This window comes from Bartonella krasnovii, from assembly GCF_003606345.3.
GTDB lineage: Bacteria > Pseudomonadota > Alphaproteobacteria > Rhizobiales > Rhizobiaceae > Bartonella > Bartonella krasnovii.
Map to the genome: position 1 here is coordinate 2,149,931 of NZ_CP031844.2, position 7,634 is coordinate 2,157,564.

The window sequence follows — 7,634 nt, forward strand, 5'->3', positions numbered from 1 at the left end:
TCGAGAAAATAAGAATATATAAAAAAAGACTCAATATGGACCTTATGAAAATTCTTACAAAAAAAGAGTGTAAAGGGAATAAATATATAATGATCCTGCGAGGGAACAGGTTTATTATTTTTAAAGATGAGAATAGTGATGAAAAGCACTCAAAAATTTTGTCATATTTGAGGTGTTTTCTCTACAGATATTTTTTATACATGTTTTTGAATCAACAATAATAATCCTGTTACAAAATTTCCTAAGAAGGATAAGACCTCGTATAAATAAAAAGGGCTCTATAAATAAAATGACGTGTATAGCACGATAGAACTTTGTCTTTTTTATTCTTGTATTTTTCAACTTAAAAAGCTGTTCATTATACTTATATTAAAAATGCACAAAAAGGTATTTTAAACCTTTTCTGAGCTGTTTTCTTGATTCAGAATGAAAGGATTTGAAAAAAATCTCATAGTATTTTGTGTTTTTGTTTAATAGAGAAAAATGGTAAATTATATTTATAGATCAATATGTTGATACTTTATTTTCTTCTATTACGATTGCTTGTTCAATTTTGGGAAGAATTTTTTTTTGATAAATTTTCCATGTTAGAGGACCAACATGTTTAGCGATAATAACGCTCTCTTTATTCAAAAGAAAGGTTTCTGGTGGTCCATATACCCCCCAGTCAATAGCTGTATATCCTGAAGCATCAAAGCCAATCAATTTGAAAGGATTACCAAAACGATTTAAAAAGCGCAGTGCGTTTGCTTTGTTATCCTTATAATTAATACCAATCAGATCAAAACGTTTATCTTGTGAAATTTTCATAAGAAGAGGATGTTCTTCGCGACAGGGTAAACACCAAGACCCCCAAAAATTGATCAATGTGACACGTCCTTTAAACTGTTTTGAATGAAGATAATTTTCCTGATTAAGAAGAGGGAGGTGTATCTCGGGGGCTGGTTTTCCAGCCAATGTATTTGGGAGAAGAGAAGGGTCTTGCGGGTATTTTTTATGCATAAAGTTGAAAAAAAACACCATGAGAAGAAGAAAAAGCACAAATGGTCCAAAAAGAATAAAGAAAATAGGCAAAGATATATTTTTTTTAAGTTTTGGAGGGATGTTCTTCATTATATTTTTCTTTTTGTGACTGTTCTTTTTTGTTTAGCTGCTGGAGAGTATTTTTTTGGTAGATGCTCTTGCAAAGAATATAGCCAATAAGACAGAGGAGGGATATTGCAGAAAGCGTATAGCTTAAAACAACAATTTGCTTGTGTTTAAGGGTACCAAGGAAAAAATCGATTTGCAAAGACAGGTTTCCTAAAAGTCCGCTGTGGATGCCATTTAGGTCAAGCATGATGAAGAGTCCTGTTGTTGTGCACGACGGGATTTTTTAATTTGAAGTATTTTGATATAACGGCTGTTGATTTCATTTCGCATAGCCATTAAATAGAGCGCAATAAACATAAAGACGAAACAAAATAACATAGTTATAAGAGGCCATAACATAGCATTGTCGATTGTTGGTCCTCCAGCACGTAATAAGGAGGCTGGTTGATGCAATGTATTCCACCAATTAACGGAAAATTTAATAATAGGGATATTAACAAAGCCAACAAGGGTAAGAATTGAAGTCGCGCGAGCCGCTTTTACTTGATTGTCAAAAGCACGTCCAAGCAAGATAATGGCAAGGTAGATAAAAAGCAAAATTAAAACCGATGTTAACCGTGCATCCCATACCCACCATGTTCCCCATGTCGGGCGCCCCCAAAGCGCTCCCGTCATGAGGGCCAAGGCAGTAAAAATCGCTCCAATGGGCGCCCCACATTTGAGAGCCACATCAGCAAGATGATATTTCCAAATCAAATTTCCTAATGCTGCTGCACTCATCGTTATATAACAGAATGTAGACAACCACGCAAAAGGGACATGAAGGTACATAATCTTAACAGTCATGCCCTGTTGATAGTCATCTGGTGAATACACCACGAAAATAAGCCCTAAGATTAGAAGACATAAAGTTATGCTGGCGAGCCATGGTAAAATGATTTTGCTTATTTTCATAAAACGAGCAAAACTTATAGGGAGTGACCTCATTTTATATGTGGGCGATAGTTCAGTCATGAAATTCATAATAAGGAGATTTTTTCTATGCGGCAATCATCTTTTATTATTCTGATAAAAACTTGAGCGTTAGAGCGGCAACAAAAGAGCTAAAGAGACTCAAAAAAAGTGAAAAAGCGCTAAGAAGAGCCAAGGAAGTAAGAAAAGAGGCATTTGGATTTGTTGGCGCTGTCGCCGCTGAAACGCCAAAAATCATAATTGGAATGATCCACGGCAAGATAATGATGAAAATAAGAAGCGTGCTATGTAACAATGAGCTTGCAAGTGCCGCTCCTATGGCGCCAATAAAAATAATAGCTGGTGTTCCGCATAAAAGGGTAAGTATTGTTGTAAAAGTTATCGTGATATCTAAGTGGAGCATGAGGGCTAAAATAGGCGTGGTAAAAATGAGAGGAAGCATCGTTCCTGCCCAATGGGCGATGCATTTGGTAAAAACGATCAGCATAAAACTTTGTCTTTGTCCTGAAAGGATAAACTGGTCGAGATTGCCATCATCGCGATCGATTTGAAAAAGTTTGTTCAGATTAAGAAGTCCTGCGAGAAGGGCTCCAAACCACAATATCCCTGGACCTATTTGTGCAAGAATTTTTGGATCTGGTCCAATGGTAAAGGGGGTTATCATCACAACAGCGATGAAAAATAATAATCCTGTTAGCGAAGAGGTTTGTGGCGCTAAGAGTAGTTTAAGATCACGCCAGAACAGTGCTTTCATATTCTGCTCTCCTAGAGAGGTAAAAATTTTTCCAGAGCGATTGTATGGTTTTCTGGAATACCTAAGGAATTATGGGTGGCGGCGATAATCACCCCCCCTTGATTGAGATGACGCTGAAAAATACGAGCAAGGCGTTTTTGAGCATAGCTATCAAGTCCTGATATTGGTTCATCTAAAACCCAAATAGGACGATAGGAAAGCAAAAGACGAGCAAGAGCGACACGCCTTTGTTGCCCAGTTGATAGAGTGTTAAAGGGTAAATATTCAAGATCAGCAAGGCCAATATCGGTAAGGGCTTCATAGGGGGAGTAGTAGGGCTGCCCATAAAACTCTGCCCAAAATTGCAAATTATCAATGACAGATAAGAGGGGTTTCATAGCATTTTGAGGCCCGAGATAATGACACGCAGTTGTAATGGGGTATCTTTGTTCATCATCTTTAAGTATGATATGACCTTCAGCAGCTTCAATAAGACCAACAATGATTCGGAGTAATGTAGATTTTCCGATGCCATTTGGTCCGGTGATTGTCATCAGTTGCTGTGGAAATAAACAAAAAGAAAGATCTTTGAATAGAATTTCTCCGTTTCTGTAAGCTGCTAAATCTTTGCCTGATAACACCATGTGATTGCCTATTTTTATATTTCCCTATTCTTTATTGCATTATTGCATAAAAAACACGTTTTTTTATGCAATTGTCCCTAGAATAGTTCTAGAAATAGTTCTATAAGGGATACGTTACATCAAGATCTGGTGTAGAATGGTTTTTGGCGCTGATTTCCGCATTTACCTATGAAAGGTGGAGGGGGAAATGGATGGCGGAGGTAATTGCGTCTGCGCTCAAGCTGCGACCTTGACTCGTAGTTTGTGTTGTTCATTCCTGGAAATTGGGTGGTTTATAGTATGAGGGTGGACAGTCATGACTCACATTGATAGCTTTAATTGTCGCAGAACGTTAAAGGTTGGTGGCAAAGAATATACTTATTATAGCTTAATCGAAGCGGAGAAGAATGGACTTGAAGGCATTTCGCGTTTACCGTTTTCGATGAAAGTTATTCTCGAAAATTTACTGCGCTTTGAAGATGGGCGCACAGTTAAAAAAGAAGATATCCTCAATGTTTCTAAGTGGTTAAGCGACAAAGGGAGTGCAGGGGCAGAAATCGCTTACCGTCCTGCACGTGTTCTTATGCAAGATTTTACAGGTGTTCCGGCGGTTGTTGATCTTTCTGCAATGCGTGATGCTATGGTCAAACTTGGTGGGAACGCTGAAAAAATTAATCCTCTCATACCGGTTGATCTTGTTATTGATCACTCAGTTATTGTTGATGATTTTGGCACTCCTACGGCTTTTAAGGAAAATGTTGAGCATGAATATGAACGCAATGGTGAGCGTTATCGTTTTCTGAAATGGGGGCAACAAGCCTTTCAAAATTTTCGTGTTGTTCCCCCAGGAACAGGGATTTGTCATCAGGTTAATCTCGAATATTTAGCACAATGTGTATGGATGAAGAATGAAGAAGGGGGTGAGACGGTTTATCCGGATACCTGTGTGGGAACTGATTCGCATACGACGATGGTTAATGGTTTGGGTGTTTTAGGCTGGGGTGTTGGCGGTATTGAAGCCGAAGCGGCAATGTTAGGCCAACCCGTCTCTATGTTGTTACCTGAAGTAATTGGTTTTCGTCTAACAGGGAAACTTAAAGAAGGTGTCACAGCCACCGATCTCGTATTAACGGTGACCCAAATGCTCCGCCAGAAGGGTGTTGTTGGTAAATTTGTTGAATTTTTTGGTCCTGGTTTGGAGCATATGACTCTTGCTGATCGGGCAACGATTGGGAATATGGCTCCTGAATATGGAGCAACCTGTGGTTTTTTTCCAATTGATAAGGAGACAGTGCGTTATCTCAACATGACAGGGCGTGATGAAAATCGGATTGCCTTAGTCGAGGCTTACTCCAAAGCACAAGGGATGTGGCATGACGAAAGGGTGGATCATCCGGTTTTTAGTGATACAATTGAATTAGATATGGGAACGGTTGTTCCTTCTATGGCTGGTCCTAAACGTCCGGAAGGGCGTATTGCATTGGAAAATGTTGGGCAAGGTTTTGGGAAGGCATTGGTTGAAGACTATAAGAAAACTTCAGGACAAGATGAACATTATCCGGTTGAAGGTGAAGAATATACGCTTAGTCATGGTGATGTGGTGATCGCTGCGATTACTTCCTGTACAAATACATCAAATCCAAGTGTTCTTATTGCTGCAGGTCTTTTGGCACGAAATGCCGTGGCAAAAGGTCTCAAAAGCAAACCATGGGTAAAAACTTCTCTTGCACCTGGTTCACAAGTTGTTGAAGCTTACCTTAAAAGTTCGGGTCTGCAAAAAGATTTAGATGCATTAGGATTTAATTTAGTAGGGTTTGGGTGCACAACATGTATTGGGAATTCTGGTCCTTTGCATCCAGCTATTTCCAAAACGATTAATGACAATGGTGTTATTGCTTCTGCAGTTCTTTCAGGAAATCGTAATTTTGAAGGGCGTGTCTCTCCTGATGTGCAAGCAAATTATTTAGCTTCACCCCCGTTAGTTGTTGCGCATGCGCTTGTCGGGACAGTGTGTAAAGATTTAACCAAAGAACCTCTTGGTGAAGATTTAGATGGTCAACCGGTTTACTTGAGAGATATTTGGCCAACTTCTCAAGAAATACAAGCGTTTATTGAAGAAAATGTCACACGTAAGGTTTTTGCTGAAAAGTATGCTGATGTCTTTAAGGGTGATGAAAATTGGCAAAAAGTTCAGATCCCTATAGGGGCTACCTATTCTTGGGATGAGCAGTCTACTTATGTTCGTAATCCACCATATTTCGATGATATGCAGAAAGTACCAGATATTTTATCAGATATTAAAGAGGCACGAATTTTAGGTTTGTTTGGTGATAAAATCACGACAGATCATATTTCTCCGGCTGGTTCTATTAAGGCCGCTTCTCCTGCTGGAAAGTATTTAATGGATCATGGTGTTAACGTCGCTGATTTTAATCAATATGGGACACGTCGTGGGAATCATGAAGTTATGGTTCGTGGGACCTTTGCCAATATTCGCATTCGTAATTTCATGTTAGGAGAAAATGGTCGAGAAGGCGGTTATACGATTCATTATCCCTCAGCAGTAGAACAAACCATTTACGATGCAGCAATGACGTATAAAAAAGAAGGTGTTCCGCTCGTTGTTTTTGCGGGTATTGAATATGGCAATGGATCATCACGTGATTGGGCCGCCAAGGGGACTAATCTTCTTGGCATCAAAGCAGTGATTGTACAATCTTTTGAAAGGATTCATCGCTCTAATCTTGTTGGTATGGGTATTGTTCCTTTTGTCTTTGAGGAGGGGCTAAGTTGGAAATCTTTAGGCTTAAAGGGAGATGAAAAGGTAACGATTGAAGGTATTCATAACTTGAAACCTCGTCAAAAGACCGTAGCAAAAATTACTTTTTCTGATGGTACGGTAAAAACCATTCCATTATTATGCCGTGTTGATACTGAAGATGAGCTAGATTATTTGCATCATGGTGGAATTTTGCAATATGTCTTGCGTAAGCTAGCTGTTTAAATGCTGTTGTTCGTTGAGGAATATCTTTAAACAATTAAGCTATAAAGTTGCGGATCAAAGAATTTGGCTTCGTTTTTTTATGTCTGTCTTTGAAAATTTAATTGACGTTGGCTTTGACATTGGGCTATAAGCCACATGAGTTATAGGCAGCTTTATAGTTTTGCTTGGGTTAGGTTTGTTTACATTGGTAGAGTTGTTATTGAGACTCATTTTACCAAGGCGTTGAAAGAGAGATTATATTTATGGCGAATACACCTTCTGCTCGAAAAGCGGTGCGCAAGGTTGCTGCACGCACACAGGTTAATAAGTCCCGCCGTTCACGCGTTCGTACTTTTATGCGTAAGTTTGATGATGCTCTAGCAGGGGGTGATAAAGCATCGGCAGAAATTGCATTTAAGAATTTTGAGCCTGAGATTATGCGTGCGGTTTCTAAAGGCGTTTTTCATAAAAATACGGCTGCGAGGAGAGTATCACGTTTAGCGAAGCGTTTAAAGGCTCTCAGCGTTTAAGATTTTTCTATTTTATTAAGAATCAAGCCAGTATCCGTAAGGGTGCTGGCTTTTTTTATTATTTTAAAAAGTCTCTATTGAAAACAAGAATCGACAGCGATTCTCCTCTTGAAATAGGGAGAGGAAGTTTATAAGGGGAGTATGGTTATCCACAAGCTTTGTGGATTTTTACAGAGTCTTTTTTGTCAAGCATTTTATTTTTTTTTTTTTAATCTGAAGAGATTCTTTAATGATTGGTAAATTCAGAAAAAAAAATGAATTGAATCAATTATTTTTCTCATTCCTCATTGAAATAAGTATTTTGGGGGAGCTTTTGATTTTATTTTGACCTCTTGCATTTTACCTCTGCTGTTTTGTATGGTTCTTATGAAGACTAAAAGGCATGAAGGGGTCACATCAGCACATTATCCTATATTTTGTTGAATATAAAATCTTTGGTTTAGGCTTTTTAAAAGCTTTTGTGTTGGGTAGATTTTTTGATGTTTCTTTTAAGTTATCTTAGTTGATATGTTTACCATTTTAGAAGGGTAGGTCATATCATGAGTGCAAGTAAATCTTATTGGTCATCTTTATTAGTGGGGTTGTGATGAGGCTATCCTAGGGGAGGATGAGTAATCTTGTTTGGGGTAGGGCGTTTTGCCTTCGCTAGATTTTTTTTAGCTGTTTGGCAGGACAGAATTTTATTTTTATCAGGATGGAAG

General features: G+C 38.5%; 7 protein-coding genes. 2 read left to right on the forward strand and 5 right to left on the reverse strand.

Translation table 11 applies throughout. The annotated features are described in order from the left end of the window. Positions 1-504 precede the first annotated feature (504 nt). From D1092_RS09190 to ccmA, 5 genes are read right to left on the reverse strand one after another with little or no spacing between them, the layout of a single operon-like run. Positions 505-1,113, reverse strand: a complete 609-nt coding sequence (locus D1092_RS09190; RefSeq protein WP_120121617.1) for a DsbE family thiol:disulfide interchange protein — start codon at positions 1,111-1,113, stop codon at positions 505-507. After that, entirely contained in the window at positions 1,088-1,339 is a 252-nt protein-coding gene (locus tag D1092_RS09985) for a heme exporter protein CcmD (protein ID WP_120121618.1), read from the reverse strand. Before D1092_RS09985 ends, D1092_RS09190 begins: the two co-directional genes overlap by 26 nt. Next, the gene (locus tag D1092_RS09200; RefSeq protein WP_120121619.1) at positions 1,327-2,106 is read right to left on the reverse strand and encodes a heme ABC transporter permease; all 780 of its coding nucleotides are present in this window, start codon (positions 2,104-2,106) and stop codon (positions 1,327-1,329) included. The genes D1092_RS09985 and D1092_RS09200 overlap by 13 nt, the downstream gene beginning before the upstream one ends. Before the next feature lie 46 nt (positions 2,107-2,152). Continuing rightward, positions 2,153-2,818, reverse strand: coding sequence for a heme exporter protein CcmB (gene ccmB, locus D1092_RS09205; protein WP_120121620.1), 666 nt, complete (start codon positions 2,816-2,818; stop codon positions 2,153-2,155). Positions 2,819-2,829: 11 nt separating this feature from the next. Further along, on the reverse strand, positions 2,830-3,441 hold the full coding sequence (gene ccmA / locus D1092_RS09210) for a heme ABC exporter ATP-binding protein CcmA (RefSeq protein WP_120121621.1): 612 nt from the start codon (positions 3,439-3,441) through the stop codon (positions 2,830-2,832). A gap of 295 nt (positions 3,442-3,736) precedes the next feature. Here ccmA and acnA point away from each other — a divergent pair, with 295 nt between their 5' ends. Further along, a complete protein-coding gene (acnA, locus tag D1092_RS09215; protein ID WP_120121622.1) occupies positions 3,737-6,424 on the forward strand; it encodes an aconitate hydratase AcnA in 2,688 nt (895 codons plus the stop codon). A gap of 242 nt (positions 6,425-6,666) precedes the next feature. Next, positions 6,667-6,933: a 30S ribosomal protein S20 gene (gene rpsT / locus D1092_RS09220; RefSeq protein WP_120121623.1), complete on the forward strand. Its 267-nt coding sequence runs from the start codon at positions 6,667-6,669 to the stop codon at positions 6,931-6,933. The last annotated feature ends 701 nt before the right edge of the window (positions 6,934-7,634 follow it).